The following is a 22,723-nucleotide window of genomic DNA, read 5'->3' as shown; positions in this document are numbered from 1 at the left end:
GACGCAGGGCAGCACAGGAGGCCGAGAAGCGTGCGCGCACGCGGGGCCGGGGTCGGCGGCGCAGGCGGCCGGCCTCGGGCGGGCCGGTCGTGGTCGTCAGCAGGCTCGCCGGGGAGCTGTTCATCACGCTGGGTCTGGTGATGCTCCTCTTCGTCGGCTACCAGCTCTGGTACACGAACTTCCTGGCGGGCCGGACGGCCGATGACGCCGCCGGCTCCCTGCTCCAGAACTGGGACCGCGATCCGGGCGGGGCGGCCGCCCCGCCGGTGGCGGCGTTCGAGCCGGGGCAGGGTTTCGCGATCCTGTACATCCCGAAGCTGGACGTGAAGGTGCCGGTCGCGGAGGGGACGAACAAGGCGAAGGTCCTCGACAAGGGCATGGTCGGCCACTACGCCGACGGGCCGCTCGCGACCGGGATGCCGGCCGACGCGCAGGGCAACTTCGCGCTGGCGGGCCACCGGAACACGCACGGCGAACCGTTCCGCTACATCAACCGGCTGGTGCCGGGGGACAAGATCGTGGTGGAGACCCGGGACGCGTACTACACGTACGAGATGAGTTCGCAGCTCGCTCAGACCCCGCCGTCGAACGTCTCGGTCATCAAGCCGGTGCCCGTCGGATCGGGCTTCACTTCCCCGGGCCGGTACATCACGCTGACCACGTGCACCCCGGAGTTCACCAGCACCTACCGGATGATCGTATGGGGCAGGATGACCGCTGAACGCCCCCGCAGTCAGGGCGCTCCGCCCGAGCTGACCAGCCCGTAAGCCCGTAGAGGATCCGCAGTGTCACGTGTCGCACCGCCCCCGCGCCGCAGCGCCCTCGCGGGGTTCCTGAGCCTGCTGGGCGAGGTCCTGATCACGGTGGGCCTGGTGCTCGGACTGTTCGTGGCGTACTCGCTGTGGTGGACGAACGTCCTGGCCGACCGGGACGCCTCCGCGCGCGGGGACGCGGTGCGCGAGCAGTGGGAACGGGCGGCGCCCTCGCAGGAGGCGGCCGCGGCGCCGGGGGCGCTGGACACTCAGGGCGGGATCGGCTTCCTGCACGTGCCGGCGATGAAGAACGGCGAGGTGCTGGTCAAGAAGGGCACCGACTCGGAAGTCCTGAACGACGGGGTCGCCGGGTACTACACGGAGCCGGTGAAATCGGCGCTGCCGTGGGACCCGGCGGGCAATTTCGCACTGGCGGCGCACCGGGACGGGCACGGGGCCAAGTTCCACAACATCGACAAGCTGAAGAACGGCGACGCGGTCGTCTTCGAGACCCGCGACACCTGGTACGTGTACAAGGTCTTCGCCGACCTCACCCAGACCTCGAAGTACAACGTGGACTCGATCAGCCCGGTCCCCAAGGAGTCGGGCCGGACGGCACCGGGCCGCTACATCACCCTGACGACCTGCACGCCCGTGTACACCTCGAAGTTCCGCTACATCGTGTGGGGCGAGCTGGTCCGCACGGAAAAGGTCGACGCGAAGCGGACGCCGCCGGCGGAGCTGCGCTGACCGTGCGGAGTCACCGCAGCACCTGGAGCCGGACTCCGGCGCTCCAGGCCTCGAGAAGGCCCCTGTGGACGGCCGTGACGCCTCCCTGGGTGGCGATGGCCAGGGATTCGCGGGTGAAGGCACAGGTGGCCACGTAGAGGGCCACGTCGGCCCGATGCAGGACCTTCGAGGCCCCGAGGAACTTCTGCATCTCGCCGCTGAGCACGTGCCGGAAGGGCGCGAAGTTCTTGCACTGCACGGCGACCGTCCGCCCGTCGGCCGTCTTGGCAGTGATGTCGACCCCGCGGTCGCCGCCGTGCCCGCCGTACACCTCGACGTCGGTGCACCCGTCGCGGCGCAGCAGCTCTGCGACGTGCAGCTCGAACTCCTTCCAGTTCATCGCGTCGATGGTCCCGATGACCCCGGTGAGGGCCCTCACGTCCTGGCCGCGCTGGAGCCGGCTGATCTGGAGGTCGTGCTCGACGAGCTTCATCTGGATCTGCTGGACGTCCTCCCGGAGGGAGATCAACTCGCGGCGCTGTTCGCCGGACGTCTCGATCAGGACGTTCAGCATCGGCACGACGGTCTTGCCGAGCACGTCGGTGATGCGACTGTCGATCCGCTCGTCGAGCTCGCCCCAACTGGCCCTGTGGACAAGGTTATCCACAGGGCGTGTGCGAACCTCGGCCTCGGCGTCGAGGAGGTACGTACGCACCTGACGTGCGACTTCGCTGTCCCTGAGGAGCATTCCGACGTTCAGGACGGCCCGGCGGGGGAATACCGCGAGTGACGAGGCCTGCGACTGAATGTAACTGAGCTCCTTGAAGGAGCTCAGTTCTGCACCTGACAAGACCCGGTAGCCGCTGTCGTTCAACTCCCCGCGGTGGTCGAGGACAAGTGACCGGATGGCCTTGATGCCGACCTCGTAGTAGGCCGCCACCATTGCCGTCGTCACATGCATCCCGTCCGGCAGCAAGGACAGCGCCTTCACCTTGTCCAGGACGTGCGTCCGTTCCAGCACGCTCGTGCGCAGGGTCCGGGACTCCAGCAGCACCGAGTCGTTGATCATGATCAGTCCCTCCTGGGCGGAGCCCGATACCCCACCCCCGTCCGGGCTAACGAATTTCGTACATATGAAGACACGTACTACGAAAAACAGGTCCGGCCCCTCTCGTGGAGAGGGGCCGGACCTGTTGCGTGCTCTGTGTTGCTCGGGCTAGTTGCCGAGGCCTCCGATGAAGCCGCCGCCGCCGTCGTTGCCGCCGTTCTGCTGGTTGTCGGGGACCGTGTTCACGTTGATCACCGAGTTGGGGGCCACCGGGCTGCCGACCACCGGGTCCGTGCTCAGGATGCGTGCCTTGCCGTCGGAGGAGCCCGACAGGACGGATCCGAAGATCAGGCCCTTGGAGGCGAGCTCCATCCTGGCCTGGTTGATGGTCTTGCCGACCAGGTTCGGGACCGTGAGCTGCTGGACCGGCTTGGCGACCGAGATGTTGACCGTCGAGTTGACGTCGACCTGGCTGCCGATGCCGGGGTCCTGGCTGACGACCGACCTGGGGGCCGTGCCGGGGGCCGCGTCGACCTCGGTGACGCTGCCGAGCTTCAGCTTGACGGCCTGCAGGGCCTTCGAGGCGTCGGCCTGGCTCTTGCCGGTCAGGTCCGGGACGGTCACCTTGGAGATTTCCTTGGCCACCGTCAGCTTGATGGTCGAACCCTTTTCGGCCTCGCCGCTCTTCGGGTTCTGATCGATGACGGTGCCAGCGGGCCGTTCCGACTCGACCAGCGACTTCTCGATCTGGAAGTTCTTCTCCGTGAGCGCCTTCTCCGCGTCGGCGACCGCCAGGTTGATGACATTCGGGACGGCGACCTTGGGCGCGCCCGTGGACATCTTCACCTTGACGACGAAGTTCTTGGCGACCTTGGTGCCCTCGGCCGGGTCCTGCTGGCAGACCGTGCCCTTGGGGGCGACGTCGCAGGCCATCTCCCCGTCCTGCTGCACGACGACGCCGACGTTGGTGCCGTTCGCCTTCGCCGCTTCGAGGGTTTCGCCGATGAGCTTGGGGACCGCGGGCCGGTTGTCGGCGTTGGTGCTGAAGAGGGAGCGCCCGATCAGGATCGCGCCGACCAGCACGAGGATGCCGGCGGTGACCAGCAGGATCGTGGAGGCCTTGCTCTTCTTCTGCGGACGCCGGCCGCGGCCGTTCTGGTCGTAGCCGCCCTGGTCCGTGTATCCGGGGGCCCCGTACCCGCCGTCGCCCGGGGGCATCGGCGGGAGCATGGAGGTCTGGTTCGGGTCGGCGGTGCGCAGGGCGGTGGTGGGCTGGTCGTAGCCCTGGTGTCCGTAGCCGTTGCCCTGGTCGGGGTAGCCGTAGCCGGCGGCGCCCATGGAGGCGGTGGCCGCGACGGGCTGGCCGTCGAGGCAGGCCTCGATGTCGGCGCGCATCTCGTCGGCGGACTGGTAGCGGTAGTCGGCGTCCTTGACCAGCGCCTTCAGCACGATCGCGTCCATCTCGGGCGTGATCTCGCTGTCGAAGTTCGACGGGGGCTGGGGCTCTTCCCGTACGTGCTGGTAGGCGACCGCGACCGGGGAGTCCCCGATGAACGGCGGCCGGACGGCGAGGAGCTCGTACAGCAGGCAGCCGGCCGAGTAGAGGTCGGAGCGCGCGTCGACCTGCTCGCCCCTGGCCTGCTCCGGGGAGAGGTACTGGGCGGTGCCGATGACGGCGGCCGTCTGCGTCATGGTCATGCCGGAGTCGCCCATGGCGCGGGCGATGCCGAAGTCCATGACCTTGACCTGGCCGGAGCGGGTCAGCATGACGTTGGCGGGCTTGATGTCGCGGTGCACGATGCCGGCGCGGTGCGAGTACTCCAGCGCCTGGAGGATGCCGATGCACATTTCCAGGGTGCGCTCGGGCAGCAGCTTGCGGCCGGAGTGCAGGAGCTCGCGCAGGGTCGAGCCGTCGACGTACTCCATCACGATGTACGGGATGGAGATGTTGTCGACGTAGTCCTCGCCGGTGTCGTACACGGCGACGATCGCCGGGTGGTTGAGCGATGCGGCCGACTGGGCCTCGCGGCGGAACCTGGCCTGGAAGGACGGGTCCCGGGCGAGATCGGCGCGCAGGGTCTTGACGGCGACGGTACGGCCGAGCCGGGTGTCGTGGGCGAGGTAGACCTCGGCCATGCCACCACGGCCGAGCACGTGGCTCAGCTCGTACCGGCCGCCGAGGCGACGCGGCTCTTCCATAACGTGCAGCCCTCTCCGTCAGTCCCGACCGCACCCGTGTGTGGTCCGGCGGTGTGCTGTTCGCGCAAAGGCTACCGGCCGATCGTCGGTGATCGGTTCGCGACCACAGGCTGATACCGGACCGGTACCGTACGCTCCGATCCGGGCGGGAACGGTGACCCGGATCACATCTGTGTGTCCCTTGCGGCTCTCGCGTGGCGCTCGGCCCCGCCCGTCACCCCTTGTTGCTCTTGAGCACGGCTTCCATGACGGCCTTGGCGACCGGGGCGGCGAGGCCGCCGCCGCTGATGTCCTCGCGGTCCGCGTCGCTGTCCTCGATCACGACGGCCACGGCGACCGGCGAGCTGCCGTCGGAGTTCTCGGCGTAGGAGATGAACCAGGCGTACGGGCGCTTCTTGTTGCCCTCGCCGTGCTGCGCGGTGCCGGTCTTGCCGCCGACGACGGTGTCCTTGATCTTGGCCTTGCCGCCGGTGCCGTTCTGGACCACGTTGACCATCATGTCCCGGACCTTCTTCGCGTTCTCCACGGAGAGGGGCCGGCTCATTTCCTGCGGCTCGTGCTTCTCGATGACGTCGACGTTGGGCGACTGCAGCTGGTCGACCATGTACGGCTTCATCAGCTTGCCGTTGTTGGCGATGGCGGCGGTGACCATGGCCATCTGCAGAGGGGTGGCCGCGGTGTTGAACTGGCCGATCGAGCTCTGGGCGTTGCCGTCCCTGCTCATGGTCTTGTCGTAGACGCTGGCGAAGGCGCGGACCGGGGTGTCGATCTTGTCGTTGTTGAAGCCGAACTTCTCGGCGGTCTTGACCATGTTGTCCCGCGTCACCTTGTCGCCCAGGTTGGCGAAGACGGAGTTGCAGGACACTTCCAGTGCCTTGTTGAGGCTGGCCTTCCCGCACCCGGAGGCGTGGTTGACCATCTCGGTCTTGGTGCCCGGCAGGATGTACGGGTCCTCGGTGTCGGTCGGCGCGTTGATGTCCGTGACGACGCCGTGCTCCAGGGCCGCGGCGGCGGTGACCACCTTGAAGGTGGAGCCGGGCGGGTAGGTCTCGCGCAGGGCGCGGTTGACCAGCTTCTTGTCCTCGCTGTCCTTGAGCTCGACCCAGGCCTTCTCGTCGGCCTTGGAGTTGCCGGCGAAGGACGTGGGGTCGTACGAGGGGGTGCTGACCAGGGCGAGGATGGCGCCGGTGCGCGGGTCGATTGCGGCGACGGCGCCCTTCTTGTCGCCGAGCTTGTCGAAGGCGGCCTTCTGCGCGGCGGCGTTGAGCGTCGTGACGACGTTGCCGCCCTGCTTCTTCTCGCCGGTGAACATGCCGATGGTGCGGTCGAAGAAGAGCCGGTCGTCGTTGCCGGTGAGGATGCCGTCCTCGAGGGATTCGAGCTGCGTGGAGCCGAAGGCCTGCGAGGCGTACCCGGTGACGGGTGCCCAGAGGGGGCCGTTGAGGTAGCCGCGCTTGTACTTGTAATCGCTGCCGTCGGTGACGTCGGAGCGGGTGATCGGCTTGCCCTCGACGATGATGTTGCCGCGCTCGGTGGCGTACTGGGCGATCTGGACCCGGCGGTTCTCCTTGCGGGTGCTCAGCTCCTCGGCCTTGACGTACTGGAGCCAGTTGGTCCGCACGAGCAGTGCCAGGACGAGCAGCCCGCAGAAGATCGAGATGCGGCGCAGGGGCTTGTTCATGACGGGCGGACCACCTGGGTCATCTCGGAGTCGGGGGACGGTGCCGGGGCCGGGGCAGGGCGGCGTGCGGTGTCGCTGATCCGGATCAGGATGGCGATGAGGATCCAGTTCGCGAGGACGGACGAGCCGCCGGACGCGAGGAAGGGCATGGTCATGCCGGTCAGGGGGATGAGGCCCATGACTCCGCCGGCGACCACGAAGATCTGGAGCGCGAAGGCGCCGGAGAGGCCGATCGCGAAGAGCTTGCCGAAGGGGTCGCGGGCGGCGAGGGCGGTGCGCACGCCCCGCTCGATGATCAGGCCGTAGAGCAGGAGGAAGGCCATGACCCCGGCGAGCCCGAGCTCTTCGCCGACGGTGGAGAAGATGAAGTCGGAGTTGGCGGCGAAGCCGATGAGGTCGGAGTTGCCCTGACCCCAGCCGGTGCCGAGGACCCCGCCGGAGCCGAAGCTCATGATCGACTGGCCGACCTGCTCGCAGGCGCCGGACTTCTGGTAGCAGGCGAAGGGGTCGAGCCAGGCGGTGACGCGGGCCTTGACGTGGCTGGCGGTGGCGCCGACCACGGTGGCTCCGCCCACGCTCATGAGGAGGCCGATGACGATCCAGCTCGTCCGCTCGGTGGCCACGTACAGCATGATCACGAACATGCCGAAGAAGAGCAGCGAGGTGCCGAGGTCGTTCTCGAAGACCAGGACGAGCAGGCTCATCGCCCAGATCATCAGGATCGGGCCGAGGTCGCGGCCGCGCGGCAGGTAGAGGCCCATGAAGCGGCGGCTGGCGAGCGCCAGGGCGTCGCGCTTGACCATGAGGTAGCCGGCGAAGAAGACGGCGATGACGATCTTCGCGAACTCACCGGGCTGGATGGAGAACCCGCCGACGCTGATCCAGATCTTGGCGCCGAAGACGTCGGCCCCCAGACCCGGGATCACGGGCAGGATCAGCAGCACGAGCGAGGCGGCCATGGAGATGTACGTGAACCGCTGGAGCACGCGGTGGTCCTTGAGGACCAGCAGCACGCCGGCGAACAGCGCGATCGCGAGGGCGGTGTACATCATCTGCCGGGGCGCGGACTCGGAGAAGGCTCCGAAGGACCGCTTCGCCAGGTTCTGCAGGCGCTCGGACTGGTCGAGGCGCCAGATCAGGACGAGGCCCAGCCCGTTGAGGAGCGTGGCGATCGGCAGCAGCAACGGGTCGGCGTACTTGGCGTAGCGCCGGACCACGAGGTGGGCGATGCCGGCCAGGACGCCGAGGCCGAGCCCGTAGGTGAGCATGCCCGGGGGCAGCTTCCCGTGGATCGACAGGCCCGCGTTGGCGTAGGCGAAGATCGGGATGACCACGGCGAAGGCGAGCAGCAGGAGCTCGGTGTTCCGCCGGCTCGGCGCCTCGATGGCGCCGATGGTGGTCGTGTTGGTGACAACGCTCATGGTGTGGCGGGCCCCCTGTGCCCGCGTATGTCTACTGCTTCTCGCACAGGCCGACGACCTGCTGCTCGGCGGCAGTCAGGACGGGGCCGGGTGTTTGGTTGCCCTGCGCCTCGGCGGCACGCCGCTCCTCGTCCTTCTTGCACGCGGAGGTCTGGGTGCCGAGCTCGTCGATCTTCGTACGGGCGGAGTCGAGGCTGCTTTCGCCGATCGTGTCCACGACCTGCTTGCGCTTGAAGGGCGGCAGGTACTTCAGTTCGATGTCGGGGCGGTCGGTCTCCACCTTGGAGAGCTCCAGCGGCCCCAGCTTCTGGCTGATCCCGCGGAAGAGCGCGACGTGCTCGTCCTTGACCCCGACGTAGAACTGCGTCTGCGTCCAGCGGTAGCCCGCGTACAGGCCGCCGCCGATGACACCGAGGACCACGAGCAGCGTCAGCGTGCGCGTGGTCCACTTGCGGCCCTTGCCGCGCCGCCGGCGAGGGTGGTCGTACGTGTCCTCGTACCCGGAGTCGCCGTCGTACGGGTCGGGGTCGCCGAAGCTGCCGTACGCGTCGGCTCCGCCGCCCTGTCCCTGGGCGCCGTAGCCGCCGTAACCCGGGGCCTCGCCGCTGCCGGGGGGGCCGAAGGCGCCGGCGGGCGGGGGGCTCTGGCGGCCGAGCCCGGAGGCGCGGCCGGCCGGCGTCTGCATGGCGTTGCCGCCGTCGAAGAGCTGGTGGTGCTGGTTCTCGGCGACCGCGCCGACGACGACCGGGGTGTCGTTGACCTGCGCGGCCAGGGTGTCGCCGCTGTCGGTGTCGAGGACGTCGGCCACGATGCAGGTGATGTTGTCGGGGCCGCCGCCGCGCAGCGCGAGCTGGATGAGGGAGGCCACGGTCTCGCGGGGGCCGTGGTAGTCGGCGAGGGTCTCTTCCAGGGTCTGGTGGGAGACCACGCCGGAGAGTCCGTCGGAGCAGATCAGGTAGCGGTCGCCGACCCGGACCTCGCGGATGGAGAGGTCGGGCTCGACGATGTCGCCGCTGCCCAGGGCCCTCATCAGCAGGGAGCGCTGCGGGTGGGTGGTTGCTTCCTCTTCGGTGATCCGGCCCTCGTCGACGAGGCGCTGCACCCAGGTGTGGTCCTGGGTGATCTGCGTGAGGACGCCGTCGCGGAGCAGGTAGGCGCGGGAGTCGCCGACGTGGACCAGGCCGAGGCGCTGGCCCGTCCAGAGCAGGGCGGTGAGCGTGGTGCCCATGCCCTCGAGCTGGGGGTCCTCCTCGACCATGACCCGCAACTGGTCGTTGGCGCGCTGCACCGCGGTGCTGAGCGCGGTGAGCATGTCGGAGCCCGGGACGTCGTCGTCGAGCTGCACGAGGGCGGAGATCACCTCGGAGCTGGCGACTTCGCCGGCGGCCTGGCCGCCCATGCCGTCGGCGATCGCGAGGAGGCGGGGACCGGCGTAGCCGGAGTCCTCGTTGCCCTCCCGGATCATGCCCTTGTGCGATCCGGCGGCGAACCGCAGGGACAGACTCATGCGCACCTGCCCTGTCGACGTCCATGCTGCCTCGGAAGACAACCGGTCTCGAGCCACACTGCCCACCCTCCGGCCTGGAGCGCGCTCGGGTCCGTGTCCCCGGTGGGACGGACCGCTGCGGCTCGCTCGCTCCGCTCGCTCATTCTCGTACTACTTCCGCAGCTCGATGACGGTCTTGCCGATGCGGATCGGGGCGCCCGGCGGAATGGGCGTCGGGGTGGTCAGCCGGGTCCGGTCGAGATACGTGCCGTTGGTGGACCCGAGATCCTCGACGATCCACTGACCGTCACGGTCCGGGTAGATCCTGGCATGCCTGCTGGAGGCGTAGTCGTCGTCCAGCACGATCGTGGAGTCGTGGGCGCGGCCCAAGGTGATCGTCTGGCCGGCGAGGGCCACCGTGGTGCCCGTGAGGGTGCCCTCGGAGACGACGAGTTTGGTCGGCGCACCGCGGCGCTGGCGCTGCTGCGGTGGCGCAGAGGCCTGGCGGCCCTGCTGCGCCGCCGGGGCGCCGGAAGCGCCCCCGCCGCGTCGGGAACCGCGCTGCGTGACTCTCGTACCGAAGAGATCGCTGCGGATGACCTGAACGGCCACGATGACGAACAGCCACAGAACGGCCAGGAAACCCAACCGCATGACCGTCAGGGTCAGCTCTGACATTGCCCCCGCTTCACCCTTCGGCTTGCCGGTAAATGATGGTGGTGCTGCCCACGACGATCCGTGAACCGTCGCGGAGCGTAGCGCGGGTGGTGTGCTGCCCGTCCACCACGATGCCGTTGGTGGACCCTAGATCCTGGATCGTCGAGGGCGTTCCGGTCCGGATCTCACAGTGCCGGCGCGATACGCCGGGGTCGTCGATCCGCACGTCGGCCTCGGTGCTCCGGCCGAGTACGAGCGTAGGGCGCGAGATCTGGTGGCGGGTGCCGTTGATCTCGATCCAGTGGCGCCGGACGGCGCCGCCGGAAGGTACGGGAGCCGGTCCGCCGGGGCCCGCCCTGCGTGCGCCGGGTCCGCCCGGGGGCGGTCCTGCGGGCATGGGCGGCGCGGAGGCCGGGGGGTACCCGTAGCCGCCGGGCTGGGCCGGGGGGGCCTGGTGGCCCTGTCCCTGGCCCGGACCGGGCTGGCCGGGGGACTGGGAGGTGCTGGCGGCGAGCGTGCGGCTGCGGACCCGGTAGAGCCCGGTGTCCAGGTCGTCGGCCTTCTCCAGCTGGACCTTGATGGGGCCCATGAAGCTGTAGCGCTGCTGCTTGGCGTAGTCGCGGACGAGGCCCGCGAGCTCGTCGCCGAGCTGGCCCGAGTAGGGGCTCAGGCGCTCGTAGTCGCCCGTGCTCAGCTCCACGATGAAGTCGTTGGGGACGACGGTCCGCTCGCGGTTCCAGATGGTGGCGTTGTTGTCGCACTCGCGCTGGAGGGCGCCCGCGATCTCCACCGGCTGGACCTCGGACTTGAAGACCTTGGCGAAGGTGCCGTTCACCAGACCTTCGAGTCGCTGCTCGAACCGCTTCAGGACTCCCATGGGGCACCTCCTCCGTCGTTGTCGCCCTGTACTGCTTACTGATCGTATCCACGCGTGGCGGATTCGGGTGGTTCCCCATCGGTCACGTGCGCATGAGTGTTGGTCCTCACAAGCGATCGTAGGGGCGCCCCGAGGACAGTGTCCCGCACCGGCGGCCGAGTGCGGGAGGGGCGGTCGTCGGCGGGCGTCGGGAGAGCACGAAAAGCGATGTGAATCCAGCCCCTCCGACGTGCTAATGTTCCGATGTCGCCAGGGGAACGGCCCGCAAGGGAAGAACCGCTGGTAGTCACTTTGCGCGAGTGGCGGAACGGCAGACGCGCTGGCTTCAGGTGCCAGTGTCCTTCGGGACGTGGGGGTTCAAATCCCCCCTCGCGCACATGTGAAAGAGCCCTCGCTCCGGAGAGATCCGGAGCGGGGGCTCTTTCGTTGTGCCCCCGGTGACGTGCCCCGGGCGCCGGGTGCGGGGGTGACGAGGGTCTCGGCTACGCCGGGGGCGGGGCCGTGATGGCCGCTCTCGTGGTGGCCAGGGCTTCGTGGGCGAAGAAGGCGGTGACCTCGGCCGGGGCGGCGCCGGAGCAGGTGCGGACCAGGTCCCACAGCTCGCACCAGGAGCGGCGCAGGACGGCGGCGAAGGGGCGGTCGTCCAGGGCCGCCGCCGCGACGGCGGCCTGGAGCCGCATCAGGGGGAGGGGTTCCTCGGCGAGGAGGCGGTCGCGGGCGCGGGCCATGGCGTCCAGCGCCTCGGTGCCGCGCAGTTCCGCCGCGGCCAGCTCGTACACCGCGGCGGTCCGCTCGAAGGAGCGGACCGCCGCGGCCTGGAACAGGGCGCGCTTGGTCGGGAACAGCCGGAACAGGTACGGCTGGGAGACCCCGACCCGGCGTGCGATCGCCTCCGTCGAGGTGCCGTGGTAGCCGCCGGTGGCGAACTCGGCGATCGCGGCCCGCAGCACGGTCTCCCGGCGTTCGTCCGCGCTCAGCCTCATGCGAGCCCGCGGGGCGACAGCCCGCGGGACACGGTCAGGGGGTCCCAGTCGGGGCCGCGCTCCGGGAGCAGCGCGGGATCGCCGAGCACCGAGCCGGAGTGGACCTCGTGCATGAGGCGGCGGCCCAGGATCTGGCCGGCGCAGGCGATGCCGCTGACGGCCGAGCCCGTGATGCCGTTCCCGTACCGGGTGTTCGCCCCGGCGATGTGCAGGCCCTCGATGAGGGTGGCCGTGTCCGGGCGGGCGCCGGTGGCGCCCCACTGCGCCATGCCGAAGGGGGTGCCGCCGGTGGAGAGCGTGTACCGCTCCTGGGTGAGCGGGGTGGCCGTCTCCAGGTGGGTGATGTGGCCGCGGAACGGGCCGAGGACCTCCTCCGCGGCGTCCAGGACGGACTCGGTCAGCCACTCCTTCTCCTTGCGGTACACCGGGTCGTCGCGGTACGTCCCGCCGTCCGCCGGGCCGTCGGCGACGCCCAGCGTGCGAGGCCGGGCGGGCAGAGCGTCATCAGCTGGAAGTTGGAGTGGCCGGGCGGGCAGATGCGGCGGCCGACGTGGTCCTTGCCGGAGGCGAAGGACATGAAGAGGAAGTCGGTGGTGGAGGACGGGGCGCCGGAGCGGAGGTCCTCGTAGTAGCGGCCGATGTCCTCGCCGCGGTACCACCACACGTTGGCGTGGCGCTCGATGTCCCGGTCCAGGGCCACGTAGACGGTGGCCCAGGGCAGTGCCATCCGGGCGTCCCTGGTCTTGGCGGCCAGGCGCCGGGGCAGCCGGTCCTCGCCGACCAGCTCCAGCATGGTGCGGCGGTAGTCGGCGTTCGAGACGACCACCGGAGCGGTGGCGGCGCTGCCGTCGGCGAACTCCACGCCGCGGACGCGGCCCTCCTCGATCGCGATGCGGGTCACCCGGGCGCGGGTCCGCAGGGCCCCGCCGTGCGCGCGGATCACTTCGAGCAGCCCCGAGGCGAGCATCTGCCCGCCCCCTTGCGGGTAGTAGGCACCTCGGACGTAGTGGTCGATGAGGGTGGCGTGCGTGGCGACGGTCGCCTCGTCCGGCGACATCCCGTAATTGGGCGACTGTGCGGCGAGCAGGGTGCGGGCGCGGGTGGAGAGCGCGCAGTGGTCGAAGAGCTCGGTCAGCGTCCGCCGGCCCCAGGCCACCGAGTGCGGGGCGAGGCGCTCCAGCTCCGCCATGGGCAGGTCCGCGGCGGAGACGATGGCGTCGCGGCGCTCGGTGCCGAGCCCCGCCACGACGTCCAGGAAGGTGTCGATCCCGGCGGCGTCCTCGGGGCAGGCCTCCCGGAGCCGCTCGCGGTACCGCTTCCAGTCCGCCGGCATGTCGAGGGTGGTGCCCCCGGCCACGATGCGGTCGAAGCCGTCGGGGTCCATCTCCTCGTACGGGACCCTGCCGCCGAGCCCCAGACCGTCCAGGATGGCGGGCAGGATGCCGTCGGGGCCGCAGTCGCCGAGGTAGTGCACGCCGACGTCGAACTCGTAGGCGCGGCGTCTGCGGAACACGTGGCTGTTGCCGCCCGCGACCGCTCCCTGCTCGGCGACCAGGACCCGCTTGCCGCCGACCGCGAGGTAGGCCGCGCAGACCAGGCCGCCGATGCCCGAGCCGATGACGATCGCGTCCCAGTGGGCGGCCGGGTCCGTGGTCCTGGCCGCGGGCGTGTGCGTGTTGGTGGTCGTGTTCATGCGGCGCTCCGTACGAGGGTCTGCGGGACGGCGGGCAGTTGACCCGGCTCCGCGATGGTCAGCCGGGAGACTCGAGGCGCGGTCTGGCGGGCCAGTGCGGTGAGGGAGCGGCCGGGGCCGACCTCCACGAACATGTCGCAGTACAGGCCGTCGGCCATCGTGCGCACCGAGTCCGCCCAGCGCACCGGGCCGGTCAGCTGGCGCTCCAGCAGGCCCGGCCAGCCGTCCGTGCCGTGGTGCGGCTGCGCGTCCGCGTTGGCCACGACGGGCGCGGATCCGCGGTGGAAATCGGTGGCGGCGAGGGTGGTGGAGAAGGCCGCCGCGGCGTCGGCCATCAGCGGGGTGTGGAAGGCGCCGCCGAGGGGGACCGGCAGGATCCGGGCGGCCCCCAGCTCCCGTGCCAGGGTGCGGCAGCGGGCCACGGAGGCCGGGTCGCCCGACAGCACGGTCTGCTGGACCGAGTCGAGGTGCGCCGCCCAGACCCGGCCGCCGGCCTCGCGCACCGACTCCGCGGCGCGCTCCAGGGCTTCGGGGGAGAGGCCGTGCACGGCCGCCATGGTGCCGGGGTCCGCGGCGGAGGCCTCCTGCATCGCCTTGCCGCGGGCGGCGACCAGGCGCACGCCCTCGTCGAAGCCGATGATCCCGGCGGCGACGAGGGCGGAGTATTCGCCGAGGTCGTGGCCGGCGCAGACGAGGGGCCGGGCGGCCGCGGGCAGGGCCCGCCTCAGATCGGCGAGGATCACCATCTCCAGTACGAAGGTGGCCATTTGGGCGCCGTCCGTCCGCGGCGGGTGGTCCGCGCCATGGACGGGGTCCAGCAGCAGGGCGGCCACGTCGTGTCCGGAGACCTCGCTCGCGCGCTCGGCCAGGTACCAGCTGGGGGAGTCGGCCCAGGGCCGCCCCATTCCGGGACGCCGCGCGTCCTGGCCCGGGAAAATCAAAGCCAATCGTGGGCCGCGCAGTCCGCTCATCTCGACCTCTTCCGCCGTCCCGATATCACCGTCCCGGTGATTCTGGCAGGGGGGTTTGGAATATTGATAAACCCTTGATAAATCGCCAATAAACCGTCGATGGAACCCCGGGCAAATCCCGGGCGAAGGGGTCGGAAGCGCGTCGTTGTCACTTTCGGGGAATGTGCTGCCTCTTTCGTTGAGTGGGCCTTGCTCGGTCAATTCCTGCCCGCATACGGTCCTCATCGAAACGGTTCGAAGGCGACGAGAGGCAAGCGCATGACTCAGCAGACCGTGGCATCCGTGAGCGACTACTACGCGGCTGTCAGTGCGATCGTGAACGAAGAGCTCGAGCTGGAGGAGGGCGAGCTCACCGACGGTGGCCACTTCATCGACGACTACGACAGCGACTCGCTCTCCCTCATCACCGTCGTTGCCAGGATCGAGAAGGAATTGGGTGTGGTCATTCCGAAGACCGACCTCACCGAACTCGTCAACCTGCGTCTCCTGGTGGACGGTGTCGAGCGGTACGCCAAGGAGAACCCGAATGGCTGAGACGGGACCCGCGCGTACTGCCGGCAAGGCGGCGGGAACGTACCGCCGGGTGGTCATCACCGGGCTCGGCGCGGTGTCTCCGGTCGGTATTGGTGCCGATGTATTCGCCGCGGCGATCCGTGCGGGCGAGAGCGGTACCGGGCCGATCGAGAGTTTCGACGCGAGTGCTTTTCCGCGGCGCAATGCCGGCGAGGTCCTCGATTTCGATCCCGCGGACCACCTCAAGCGGCTCGACCCGGCCCGCTGGGGCCGCAGCGGTCTGTTGGCCGCCGCGGCCGCCCGGCTGGCCATCGTCGACGCCGGGATGGACGAGGGCCAGCTGGAAGCCGCCGGGGCCGGCGCGATCATGGGCACGACCAGCGGCGAGTCCGCCGTCGTCCAGGAGCTGGCCGAGCAGTGGATCCAGGGCGGACTGGAGTCGATCGACGGCGGGCTGGCCGGTCAGACCCCGGCCGCGCGGATCGCCAACGCGGTCAGCTCCGAGCTCCTGCTGAGCGGCGACACGCAGACGATCCCGACGGCCTGTTCCGCCTCCAACTACGCGCTCGGGTACGCCTTCGACCTGGTCCGCAGCGGTGAGGCCGACGTGATGCTGGCGGGCGGCGCCGATGCCGTCAACCGGCTGACGCACGCCGGGTTCTACGCGCTGGGCGCCATGGCCGAGGACGTTCCGCGGCCCTTCGCCGCGGACCGCTCGGGCATCGTGACCGGCGAGGGCGGCGCGGTGCTGGTGCTGGAGTCGTACGAACATGCGCAGCGGCGCGGGGCCCGCATGTACGCCGAGGTGCTCGGGTACGCGGCGAACTGCGACGCCTCCCACATGGTGCACCCCGACGCGGCCAGCATCGCGTCCGGCATCCGGGCCGCGCACGAGGCGGCGGGGGTGGACCCGGAGCAGATCGACTACATCTGCGCGCACGGAACGGGCACCCCGACCAACGACGCCACCGAAGTGGCGGCGGCGCGCGAGGTGTTCGGCGACCGCATACCGCCGATCAGCTCGATCAAGTCGATGCTGGGCCACACCATGGGCGCGGCCTCCGGTTTCGGCGCGATCGCCTGCTGCAAGGCGCTGGAGCAGGACTTCCTGCCGCCCACCGCGCACGTCACCGAACCGGACCCCGAGCTCGGCGAGGGCGTCGACTGCGTGCCGGGCGTCGGCCGTGAGGCCCGCCTGAACATCGTGCAGAACCACGGTTTCGCCTTCGGCGGGAACAACGTCATCACCATCCTGGGGAGGGTTTCGTGACCGCGACGACCGCCGGGCCCGGCAAGGCCGCAGCGGCAGGCGCCGCCGAGGAGCGGAAGGTGGCCGTCGTCGAACCGCTCTACGTGGCTTCGGCGGGCGTCGTCTCCGCGGCCGGTCTGGGGCTGGACGCGCTGGCCGAGCGGCTGCTCGGCGGTGGCGAGGCCCACGACGAGCCGGTCGGCGAGGACGCGGCGGAGTACCCGCCGCGGCCGGTCCGCGCGGTACGGGGCCTGGACGTCAAGGAGCACCTCGGACGCAAGGGCACGAAGTACCTGGACCGCCTGACCTCGTTCGGGCTGATCTCCTGCAAGGCGGTGCTCGAGGGGATCGAGGTCGACGGGGCGCGCACGGGCGTGGTGCTCGCCACGAACACCGGATCGGTGTCCACGCACAGCACCCTGCTCCACGACACGCTGACCCTGGAGAAGCCGTACCTGGTCAATCCGGGCCGCTTCCCGAACACCGTGATGAACAGCACCACCGGCCAGATCGCCATCCGCAACGGACTGCGCGGCCTCAACGCCACGGTGGCGGGCGGCCAGACGGCCTCCCTGCTCGCCTTCCGGCACGCCCGGCTGGCGCTCTCGCTCGGGCGCGCGGACCGGCTGCTGGTCGGCGGCGTGGAGGAGCTGAGCGCTCCGGCGGCCTGGGCCTGGCACCGTACCGGGGTGCTGCGGGAGGGCGCCGCGCTCGGCGAGGGCGCCGCGGTGTTCACGGTCCAGCCCGACCGGCCGGCCGGTGGTGAGCTGGCCGAGCTGCTCGCGTGCGAGTCGCGGTTCACCCCCGACCCGCGCGACTACGCCGACGGGCTGGCCGTGGCCGTCTCGCGTGCGCTGGAGCGCAGCGGGGTCGAACCGGGCGAGATCGACGTGGTCTCCCTCGGGGCCGTGCACCAGCGCGGTCTGGAAGCGGTCGAACGGCGCGGCGTGCGGGTCGCGCTGGGCGGTGCGCCGTCGGCGACCCTGCGGATCGCCGACGCGCTCGGAGAGACGTACAGCGCGAGCGGCTCGATGCAGCTCGCCGGTCTCCTCGCGCTGTGGAAGGCGCAGCCGCCCGTCACGCCGGTGACCGCGCTCATCACGTCCGTCGGGTGGGACGGCAACGCGGCCGCCCTGGTGGTGCGTTCACCCCGCTGATGTCCGGCCGGCTCACAGCGGCGCCCGCGAACCCTCGCGCGGGCGCCGCTGTGCTGTCCGGCCGTTGGTGTTGCCCGTCCGTCCGTTCATCTGTCTGCGCTTTCCGAGGAGAGGCCCCATGCCATCTGCCTTCGACACGTCCTTCGCGGGGCGTACGTACCCGCCGAGCGAGCCCTACGAAGTCGGCCGCGAGACCATCCGGGAGTTCTCGCGCGCGGTGGGCGCCGAGGCCGGGGACGGCCTGACGGCGCCGCCCACGTTCCCCATCGTGCTGTCCATGCACGCCGAGCGGCAGGTGATCGACGATCCCGGCCTCGGCTTCGACTTCTCCCGCGTCCTCCACCGCGACCAGCGGTTCGAGGCGGTGCGGCCGATCCGGTCGGGGGACCGCCTCGTCGTCGTGGTCGAGGTGGTCGCGGCCGCCGTCGTCGACGGCAACGACGTGCTCACCCTGCGCGGGCAGGTGCGGGAGGCGGCCGGCGACGCGCTGGTGTGCACGACGACGTCCACGCTCGTTTCACGGCACGACCCGGAGCCCGAGGAGGACGGCAAGTGACCGCCGCAGGAGACACGTTCCCCACCCGCACCTTCCGCCTGACCCGGGCCGATCTCGTCCGGTACGCGGCGGCGTCCGGCGACCACAACCCGATCCACTGGTCCGACTCCACGGCCGCCCTGGTGGGGCTTCCGGGGGTCATCGCCCACGGGATGCTCAGCATGGGCCTCGCCGCGACGGCCCTGCGCGGGTGGGCGGGCGAGGAGGCCGTCTTCGCGGAGTACGGAACCCGGTTCACCCGCCCCGTCGTGGTCCCCGACACCGCCGACGGTGTGGAGATCACCGTCGACGGTGCGGTGGCCGAGGTCAGGGAAGACGGCTCGGTTCGGGTCGATCTGACCGTGCGCCAGGGGACGCAGAAGGTGCTGGCACGGACCCGGGCCGTGCTGACGTACGCCCGATAGCAACTCCCGCGAAGGCGCCCGCGAACACCACGGCGGCCCCCGTCAGCACAGCGCTGCGGAGGCCGCCTTGTACGTACACGAGGGTGAGCACGGCGATGCCGAGGGCGCCGCCGAACTCGCGGATGGTGTTGTTCACCCCGGACGCCAGGTTGTGCTCGTGCTCCTTCACGGAGCCGATCACCGTCGCGGGGTTGGCCGCGAAGACCAGTCCCATGCCGACGCCGGCGAGCACCATGGCGACGACCATCGGCCCGTAGGACACGCCCGGCCGGGCGATCAGCCCCAGCCAGGCCAGCGCGAGGGCCTGGGCCAGACAGCCGGCCGCCTGGAGCCGCCAGCCGCCCACCCGGTCCAGCAGGGCGCTGGCCACGGGTACGGCCACCATCGGGGCCACGGTCCAGGGCAGGGTGCGCAGGCCCGCTTCGAGCGGGGAGTAGCCCATCGGGCCCTGGAGGAACTGGGCCAGGAAGAAGATGGATCCGAACACGCCGAAGTACATGGCCATCGCCAGCACGTTGCTCAGCATGAACGGCCGCACCCGGTAGAGGTGGAGCGGGATGAGCGGGTGCGCGGCGGTGCGCTGGCGGTGGGTGAAGGCGGCGGCGAGTACGGCGGTCAGTGCGACGCCCAAGAGCGTGCGGAGCGGTGACGCCTCCTCTCCGGCGGACTGGATGATCGACCAGACCGCGGCCACGACGGTGCCGCACGAGAGCAGGGTCCCCCACACGTCGAGGGGGCGGGCCGCACCGGTCGATTCGCGTACGGCCCACAGGGCGAGCGGCAGCGCCAGCAGGCCCACCGGCACGTTGAGCCAGAAGATCCAGTGCCAGTCCAGGCCCTGGGTCACCATGCCGCCCGCCATCGGGCCGATGGCGATGCCCAGGCCGTTGACCCCGCCCCACACGCCGACCGCCAGGGCGCGTTTGGCCGGGCCGACCGCGGCGACCGCGAGGGTCAGGGAGACCGGCAGGATCGCGGCCGCTCCGGCGCCCTGCAGGACGCGGGCGGCCATCAGGGCCCCCGCCGAGGTCGCCAGCGCGCAGGCCGCCGAGGCCGCGGTGAACACGCCGATGCCCCAGACGAAGACGCGGCGCCGGCCGATCCGGTCGCCGAGTGCGGCGCCGGCGAGCAGGAGTCCGGCGAAGGGCAGGATGTAGCCGTTGACCACCCACTGCAGGCCGGTCTGGCTGGTGTTCAGGTCCTCCGCGATCACGGCGAGGGCGTTGGTGACCACCAGGTTGTCCACGGCGACCATGAACATGGGCAGCGAGGTCGCCACCAGGGCCCACGCCGGCCGGTCGGCTCTCGTCACGGCTTCGTTCCTCTCTGTCGTGTCTGTCGGGTGCTGCTGGAAATGCGCTCAGGCCGCCGAACCCGTGGGGTGTTCGGCGACCTGAGTGGTGGGGCGGGGAAGGGGTTACGCCTGCGTCCCCGTGGGCGGCAGCTTCAGTTCGACCGCGCCGATCTGGGCCAGCAGGAACAGGTCCTGGCGGCAGGCCCAGTGCTCGTGGACGAGGCCGTCGTCACCGACGCGGTAGATGTGGATGTGCTCGACGTCGACCTTGTTGCCGGTGCCCTCGAAGCCGAGGAAGTTGCCGGTGTGGATTCCGGTGAACCGCACCCGGATCACGGCCCGGTCGCCGTCGGCGAAGGAGTCGAGGTGGTCCCAGCCGGCCTCGGAGAACACGGAGTTCATCCAGCGGGCGGTGCCGAGGTAGCCGTCGGGGCCGCCGGGGGTGCCGGGCGGGGCCTCGTAGTCGACGAAGTCGGGGGCGACCAGCGAGTGGGCGGCCTCCGCGTCCAGATCGTTGAAGATCCGGCCCATCTGGTGGGCGATCTCGAGGACCTTGTCGTTCGCCATGGGTTTCCTTTCCTGCGGATGGATGTGACGGGTGGATGTGGGTTGGTCAGTGGCCGACGCCGAGGCCGCCGGTGACGGGGACCACGGCCGAGGTGACGTACGAGGCGTCGTCGCTCGCCAGGAACTTCACGACGCCGGCCACCTCTTCGGGCTCGCCCGCGCGGAACAGGGAGGTCTGGCCGAGCAGGTGCTCGCGGCGCGGGCCGGTGACGTCCTTGACCATGTCGGTCTCGATCAGGCCCGGGGTCACCACGTTGACGGTGACCTTGCGGCGCCCGACCTCCCGTGAGAGGGAGCGGCCGAACCCGATCAGGCCGGCCTTGGAGGCGGCGTAGTTGGTCTGGCCCGGGGCGCCGGACATGGCGCTCACCGAGGCGACGAGGACGATGCGGCCCCAGCGGGCCTTGAGCATGTCCGGCAGGACCTCCTTGGTGACGGCCACCGCCGCGAGCAGGTTCGTCTCGATGACGGCGCGGAAGTCCTCGGCGTCCATGCCGACGAACAGCTCGTCGCGGGTGATGCCGGCGTTGGAGACCAGTACCTGGATCGGCCCGTGCTGGATGCGGGCCTCCTCCACGGCGCGGCGCACGGACTCGGGGTCCGTCACGTCGCAGCGCACACCGAAGAGCCCTTCGGGCGGCTCGCCGGTGCGGTAGGTGACGGTGACCTTGTCGCCCTGTTCGGCGAAGGCGCGGGCAGTGGCGAGGCCGATGCCTCTGTTCCCGCCGGTGACGAGCACGGAACGGCTCACGGTATGGGGCTCCTTATCGAAGGTCGGGCGACAGCAGGGAGCTCAGCCGCTCCGCCGCCGTGCTCGTGTCGGTGAAGTGGATCGCCGTCCAGCCGGCGGCCTCGGCTCCCGCGACGTTGTGCGCGAGGTCGTCGATCAGGACGCAGTCGGAGGCGGGGACCCCGGCGCGTTCCGCGGCGAGCGCGAACATGGCGGGCGAGGGCTTGCGGTGGCCGACCTCGAAGGAGAGGAGGACGTCCTCGAAGAGCTCGTCCACGTCGACCATGCGGCGCCAGTGGGCGTCCCAGGTCGGGACCATGTTGGAGATCATCCCGACGAAGGCGCCGCCCTCGCGCGCCTTGCGCAGCTCGGCCACCCACGCGTGGTTGGTCTCGCGGCCGTCGAACCAGGTGTCGGCGAGGGTCGTCAGCTTGCGCCCGGTGATCCCGTGATCGGCCTCCAGTACGGCGGAGATCTCGTCGAGCCACGCCTCTTCGGTGATGAGGGGGGTGTCGATGGGCTCCATCGGGTCGACCGCCCCGTAGCGGGCGCTGACCTTGGCGAGGGCCTGTCCGAGGACCTGCTGGTCGAGGTTCTGTGCCGCGCAGAAGGCGGCCATCGTGTGGGAGATCGGAGGTGTCAGCACACCGCCGAAGTCGGTCCAGACGGCAAGGCGCCGCGTACTCACAGTTGGCTCCCGGATGCGGTGGTGACGGTGACGTGGGCGATCTGCGCGCCGGCCTGGAGGAAGCGCACCGGAACCGTGCCGGGTGCGCCCCCGTCGGGGCGGGCCGCTTCGGCCAAGACGGTGTCGTCCAGTTCGGCGAACCGGTCGAACCGGGCCTCGAAGCCGACGGCGTACGTGGCCAGGGGTTCGCCGGTGGCGAGCAGGGCGAGCTGGCGGGCGGCCTCGACGAGGGTCATGGCCGGGAGGTGGTCGTAGACGTGGTCGAAGAGCGCGCGGTTGTCGTAGCGGGGCGTCACCCGGGCCGTGACGGCCTCCGGCGCGTGCTCGGCGCGGGACAGCACCACGTTGAGGGGGTTGCCGCGGCCGACCTGCTCGGGCCGCAGCTGTCCGAGGCCGTCGTCACCGGGTGCGTGGCGGCCGTAGTCCGAGGTCAGGGGCGCCGGGGTACCGCGCTGGGCGTGCCGCAGCACTTCGTTCTCGTGCGGGTTGAGGAAGAGCACGTCCATCTCGTGGTCGCCGACCTCGACGCCGTCCATGAAGTACCGCTGGGCGACCATGCCCTTGCGGACCCGGCCGCGCCGGTTCGCCTTGCCGGAGTACTCGGTGTCGATGCGCAGCCGTCCCGGCTGCGAGCCGATCTTCAGCGCCGCGAGGCCGTACAGGTCCATGCGGAAGCTGTCGACGATCATCGTGGTGCCCTGGGACATGCCCATGTGGGCGTGGGATCCGGCGATCGCGGCCTGCCGGCCCGACTCCAGGAGCAGCAGGGCGTCGTAGAGGGCCGGCTGCTGCACGTGGTCGCTGTAGTAGCCGTGGGTCAGGGGCAGTTGGACCGCGGTGCGGACGCGCATGGCGGTCAGGGGCCTGATGTCGGTCACGAAGACCTCGGAGACGGCGGCCCGGTGGACCAGGGAGCGGTCCACGGTGCGCCCGTAGGTGAGATCGCCGGGCTCCGAGGGAAGCTCCGGAACCACTTCTGTGGTCATACCTGATTCCTTCGGCTCGGTTCTTTGGCTGCCGGCTGCCAAGAGGGGAGTTTGGGTACGGATTGAGCCTGGCAGTCCGGCA

The 22,723-nt window shown here is 70.6% G+C and carries 22 protein-coding genes, 1 tRNA gene and 1 pseudogene; 8 read left to right on the top strand and 16 right to left on the bottom strand.

Annotation, left to right across the window (positions count from 1 at the left end; genetic code table 11):
* Window positions 1-89 precede the first annotated feature (89 nt).
* Window positions 90-767, top strand: a pseudogene (locus tag ACE1OC_RS20465) (class E sortase); the annotation flags it as partial.
* Between the two features lie 18 nt (window positions 768-785).
* Window positions 786-1,502, top strand: coding sequence for a class E sortase (locus ACE1OC_RS20460; protein WP_407838226.1), 717 nt, complete (start codon window positions 786-788; stop codon window positions 1,500-1,502).
* Window positions 1,503-1,512: 10 nt separating this feature from the next.
* On the opposite strand, the gene ACE1OC_RS20455 is transcribed toward ACE1OC_RS20460, so the two are convergent.
* The 7 genes from ACE1OC_RS20455 to ACE1OC_RS20425 form a co-directional block, all read right to left on the bottom strand.
* Entirely contained in the window at window positions 1,513-2,550 is a 1,038-nt protein-coding gene (locus ACE1OC_RS20455) for a restriction endonuclease (protein WP_407838225.1), read from the bottom strand.
* Between the two features lie 147 nt (window positions 2,551-2,697).
* Window positions 2,698-4,728, bottom strand: a complete 2,031-nt coding sequence (pknB, locus tag ACE1OC_RS20450; RefSeq protein ID WP_407838224.1) for a Stk1 family PASTA domain-containing Ser/Thr kinase — start codon at window positions 4,726-4,728, stop codon at window positions 2,698-2,700.
* A 214-nt stretch (window positions 4,729-4,942) separates the two neighbouring features.
* Window positions 4,943-6,409, bottom strand: a complete 1,467-nt coding sequence (locus tag ACE1OC_RS20445; protein WP_407838223.1) for a peptidoglycan D,D-transpeptidase FtsI family protein — start codon at window positions 6,407-6,409, stop codon at window positions 4,943-4,945.
* Complete coding sequence (locus tag ACE1OC_RS20440; protein WP_407838222.1) at window positions 6,406-7,830, bottom strand: FtsW/RodA/SpoVE family cell cycle protein; 1,425 nt, start codon at window positions 7,828-7,830, stop codon at window positions 6,406-6,408. Before ACE1OC_RS20440 ends, ACE1OC_RS20445 begins: the two co-directional genes overlap by 4 nt.
* A gap of 31 nt (window positions 7,831-7,861) precedes the next feature.
* Complete coding sequence (locus tag ACE1OC_RS20435; protein ID WP_274548541.1) at window positions 7,862-9,337, bottom strand: PP2C family protein-serine/threonine phosphatase; 1,476 nt, start codon at window positions 9,335-9,337, stop codon at window positions 7,862-7,864.
* Between the two features lie 150 nt (window positions 9,338-9,487).
* On the bottom strand, window positions 9,488-9,994 hold the full coding sequence (locus ACE1OC_RS20430; protein ID WP_407838221.1) for an FHA domain-containing protein FhaB/FipA: 507 nt from the start codon (window positions 9,992-9,994) through the stop codon (window positions 9,488-9,490).
* Window positions 9,995-10,004: 10 nt separating this feature from the next.
* Window positions 10,005-10,850, bottom strand: coding sequence for an FhaA domain-containing protein (locus ACE1OC_RS20425; protein ID WP_407838220.1), 846 nt, complete (start codon window positions 10,848-10,850; stop codon window positions 10,005-10,007).
* A 293-nt stretch (window positions 10,851-11,143) separates the two neighbouring features.
* On the opposite strand from ACE1OC_RS20425, the gene ACE1OC_RS20420 reads away from it, so the two are divergent.
* Window positions 11,144-11,226: transfer RNA gene (locus ACE1OC_RS20420), tRNA-Leu, on the top strand.
* Between the two features lie 106 nt (window positions 11,227-11,332).
* Here ACE1OC_RS20420 and ACE1OC_RS20415 read toward each other — a convergent pair.
* The 4 genes from ACE1OC_RS20415 to ACE1OC_RS20400 are packed head-to-tail and all read right to left on the bottom strand — an operon-like array spanning window position 11,333 to window position 14,497.
* Window positions 11,333-11,833, bottom strand: coding sequence for a TetR/AcrR family transcriptional regulator (locus tag ACE1OC_RS20415; RefSeq protein ID WP_407838219.1), 501 nt, complete (start codon window positions 11,831-11,833; stop codon window positions 11,333-11,335).
* On the bottom strand, window positions 11,830-12,258 hold the full coding sequence (locus ACE1OC_RS20410; RefSeq protein ID WP_407838218.1) for a hypothetical protein: 429 nt from the start codon (window positions 12,256-12,258) through the stop codon (window positions 11,830-11,832). Before ACE1OC_RS20410 ends, ACE1OC_RS20415 begins: the two co-directional genes overlap by 4 nt.
* Window positions 12,231-13,526, bottom strand: coding sequence for a phytoene desaturase family protein (locus tag ACE1OC_RS20405; RefSeq protein WP_407838217.1), 1,296 nt, complete (start codon window positions 13,524-13,526; stop codon window positions 12,231-12,233). The genes ACE1OC_RS20410 and ACE1OC_RS20405 overlap by 28 nt, the downstream gene beginning before the upstream one ends.
* Complete coding sequence (locus ACE1OC_RS20400) at window positions 13,523-14,497, bottom strand: ACP S-malonyltransferase (RefSeq protein WP_407838216.1); 975 nt, start codon at window positions 14,495-14,497, stop codon at window positions 13,523-13,525. The genes ACE1OC_RS20405 and ACE1OC_RS20400 overlap by 4 nt, the downstream gene beginning before the upstream one ends.
* A 258-nt stretch (window positions 14,498-14,755) precedes the next feature.
* Between ACE1OC_RS20400 and ACE1OC_RS20395 the strand changes: the two genes are divergently transcribed.
* The 5 genes from ACE1OC_RS20395 (at window position 14,756) to ACE1OC_RS20375 (ending at window position 18,376) form a co-directional block, all read left to right on the top strand.
* Entirely contained in the window at window positions 14,756-15,031 is a 276-nt protein-coding gene (locus tag ACE1OC_RS20395; RefSeq protein WP_250738697.1) for an acyl carrier protein, read from the top strand.
* Window positions 15,024-16,280 (top strand): beta-ketoacyl-[acyl-carrier-protein] synthase family protein, encoded by a 1,257-nt coding sequence (locus ACE1OC_RS20390; RefSeq protein ID WP_407838215.1) that lies wholly within the window; start codon window positions 15,024-15,026, stop codon window positions 16,278-16,280. Before ACE1OC_RS20395 ends, ACE1OC_RS20390 begins: the two co-directional genes overlap by 8 nt.
* The gene (locus ACE1OC_RS20385; protein WP_407838214.1) at window positions 16,277-17,416 is read left to right on the top strand and encodes a beta-ketoacyl synthase N-terminal-like domain-containing protein; all 1,140 of its coding nucleotides are present in this window, start codon (window positions 16,277-16,279) and stop codon (window positions 17,414-17,416) included. The genes ACE1OC_RS20390 and ACE1OC_RS20385 overlap by 4 nt, the downstream gene beginning before the upstream one ends.
* Before the next feature lie 118 nt (window positions 17,417-17,534).
* A complete protein-coding gene (locus ACE1OC_RS20380; protein ID WP_407838213.1) occupies window positions 17,535-17,972 on the top strand; it encodes an FAS1-like dehydratase domain-containing protein in 438 nt (145 codons plus the stop codon).
* Window positions 17,969-18,376, top strand: coding sequence for a MaoC/PaaZ C-terminal domain-containing protein (locus ACE1OC_RS20375; protein ID WP_407838212.1), 408 nt, complete (start codon window positions 17,969-17,971; stop codon window positions 18,374-18,376). Before ACE1OC_RS20380 ends, ACE1OC_RS20375 begins: the two co-directional genes overlap by 4 nt.
* Here the strand turns inward: ACE1OC_RS20375 and ACE1OC_RS20370 are convergent.
* The 5 genes from ACE1OC_RS20370 to ACE1OC_RS20350 all read right to left on the bottom strand — a co-directional run bounded on the left by ACE1OC_RS20370 (window position 18,279) and on the right by ACE1OC_RS20350 (window position 22,641).
* Window positions 18,279-19,688, bottom strand: a complete 1,410-nt coding sequence (locus tag ACE1OC_RS20370) for an MFS transporter (RefSeq protein WP_407838211.1) — start codon at window positions 19,686-19,688, stop codon at window positions 18,279-18,281. The two genes, ACE1OC_RS20375 and ACE1OC_RS20370, sit on opposite strands and share 98 nt — an antisense overlap.
* Window positions 19,689-19,793: 105 nt before the next feature.
* Window positions 19,794-20,237, bottom strand: coding sequence for an ester cyclase (locus ACE1OC_RS20365; protein ID WP_250738707.1), 444 nt, complete (start codon window positions 20,235-20,237; stop codon window positions 19,794-19,796).
* 46 nt (window positions 20,238-20,283) lie between these two features.
* A complete protein-coding gene (fabG, locus tag ACE1OC_RS20360; protein ID WP_407838210.1) occupies window positions 20,284-20,988 on the bottom strand; it encodes a 3-oxoacyl-ACP reductase FabG in 705 nt (234 codons plus the stop codon).
* A gap of 13 nt (window positions 20,989-21,001) precedes the next feature.
* Window positions 21,002-21,655 carry an HAD family hydrolase gene (locus ACE1OC_RS20355; RefSeq protein ID WP_407838209.1) on the bottom strand — a complete coding sequence of 218 codons (654 nt, stop codon included), beginning with the start codon at window positions 21,653-21,655 and terminating at the stop codon, window positions 21,002-21,004.
* The gene (locus ACE1OC_RS20350; protein ID WP_407838208.1) at window positions 21,652-22,641 is read right to left on the bottom strand and encodes an AfsA-related hotdog domain-containing protein; all 990 of its coding nucleotides are present in this window, start codon (window positions 22,639-22,641) and stop codon (window positions 21,652-21,654) included. Before ACE1OC_RS20350 ends, ACE1OC_RS20355 begins: the two co-directional genes overlap by 4 nt.
* Window positions 22,642-22,723: the final 82 nt, after the last annotated feature.

Source organism: Streptomyces stoeckheimensis, from assembly GCF_045822005.1.
GTDB lineage: Bacteria > Actinomycetota > Actinomycetes > Streptomycetales > Streptomycetaceae > Streptomyces > Streptomyces stoeckheimensis.
Note: the sequence above shows the minus strand (reverse complement) of the source record. Positions and strands in the feature narration are given on the sequence as shown.

Coding starts and splice junctions, on each gene's coding strand:
- ACE1OC_RS20455 (WP_407838225.1), bottom strand. CDS start 2,550: ATGATCAACGACTCGGTGCTGCTGGAGTCCCGGACCCTGCGCACGAGC.
- pknB (WP_407838224.1), bottom strand. CDS start 4,728: ATGGAAGAGCCGCGTCGCCTCGGCGGCCGGTACGAGCTGAGCCACGTG.
- ACE1OC_RS20445 (WP_407838223.1), bottom strand. CDS start 6,409: ATGAACAAGCCCCTGCGCCGCATCTCGATCTTCTGCGGGCTGCTCGTC.
- ACE1OC_RS20440 (WP_407838222.1), bottom strand. CDS start 7,830: ATGAGCGTTGTCACCAACACGACCACCATCGGCGCCATCGAGGCGCCG.
- ACE1OC_RS20435 (WP_274548541.1), bottom strand. CDS start 9,337: ATGAGTCTGTCCCTGCGGTTCGCCGCCGGATCGCACAAGGGCATGATC.
- ACE1OC_RS20430 (WP_407838221.1), bottom strand. CDS start 9,994: ATGTCAGAGCTGACCCTGACGGTCATGCGGTTGGGTTTCCTGGCCGTT.
- ACE1OC_RS20425 (WP_407838220.1), bottom strand. CDS start 10,850: ATGGGAGTCCTGAAGCGGTTCGAGCAGCGACTCGAAGGTCTGGTGAAC.
- ACE1OC_RS20415 (WP_407838219.1), bottom strand. CDS start 11,833: ATGAGGCTGAGCGCGGACGAACGCCGGGAGACCGTGCTGCGGGCCGCG.
- ACE1OC_RS20405 (WP_407838217.1), bottom strand. CDS start 13,526: ATGAACACGACCACCAACACGCACACGCCCGCGGCCAGGACCACGGAC.
- ACE1OC_RS20400 (WP_407838216.1), bottom strand. CDS start 14,497: ATGAGCGGACTGCGCGGCCCACGATTGGCTTTGATTTTCCCGGGCCAG.
- ACE1OC_RS20395 (WP_250738697.1), top strand. CDS start 14,756: ATGACTCAGCAGACCGTGGCATCCGTGAGCGACTACTACGCGGCTGTC.
- ACE1OC_RS20390 (WP_407838215.1), top strand. CDS start 15,024: ATGGCTGAGACGGGACCCGCGCGTACTGCCGGCAAGGCGGCGGGAACG.
- ACE1OC_RS20380 (WP_407838213.1), top strand. CDS start 17,535: ATGCCATCTGCCTTCGACACGTCCTTCGCGGGGCGTACGTACCCGCCG.
- ACE1OC_RS20365 (WP_250738707.1), bottom strand. CDS start 20,237: ATGGCGAACGACAAGGTCCTCGAGATCGCCCACCAGATGGGCCGGATC.
- ACE1OC_RS20350 (WP_407838208.1), bottom strand. CDS start 22,641: ATGACCACAGAAGTGGTTCCGGAGCTTCCCTCGGAGCCCGGCGATCTC.